This window comes from Sphaerisporangium sp. TRM90804 (assembly GCF_029846175.1).
Classification (GTDB): domain Bacteria; phylum Actinomycetota; class Actinomycetes; order Streptosporangiales; family Streptosporangiaceae; genus Sphaerisporangium.
Map to the genome: position 1 here is coordinate 1 of NZ_JARWAC010000083.1, position 606 is coordinate 606.

General features: G+C 71.1%; 1 protein-coding gene. It reads left to right on the forward strand.

Annotated features, from left to right (window positions below; all coding sequences use genetic code 11):
• On the forward strand, window positions 1–606 hold a 606-nt coding region (gene aroF / locus PYR91_RS36345), incomplete at both ends, for a 3-deoxy-7-phosphoheptulonate synthase (RefSeq protein ID WP_279787572.1).

Sequence of the window (606 nt, forward strand, 5' to 3'; positions counted from 1 at the left end):
GCGGTGGAGACGCATGACCAGACGCTGGCGGCGGCGCGGATGGCCAAGGCGGCGGGGGCGACGTTGTTGCGTGGGGGTGCGTTCAAGCCGCGTACCTCTCCGTACGCGTTCCAGGGGCTGGGTGAGGCGGGGCTGCGGATCCTGGCCGATGTGCGGGCCGAGACGGGGTTGCCGGTGGTGACCGAGGTGGTGGACGCCCATGACGTGGAGCTGGTCGCCTCCTACGCCGACATGTTGCAGGTCGGTACCCGTAACGCGCAGAACTTCGCGTTGCTGCAGGCGGTCGGGGAGGCCGGTAGGCCGGTGATGCTCAAGCGGGGGATGAGCGCCACCATCGAGGAGTGGCTGATGGCGGCCGAGTACATCGCCCAGCGCGGCAACCTGGACATCGTGCTGTGTGAGCGAGGCATCCGCACCTTCGAGACCGCGACCCGCAACACCCTGGACATCGCCGCGGTGCCGGTGGCCCAGCGGCTGTCGCACCTGCCGGTCATCGTCGACCCCTCCCACTCCGGCGGCCGCCGCGACCTGGTGCTGCCGCTCACCCGCGCCGCGATCGCCGTCGGCGCCGACGGCGTCATCATCGACGTCCACCCCCAGCCCGAG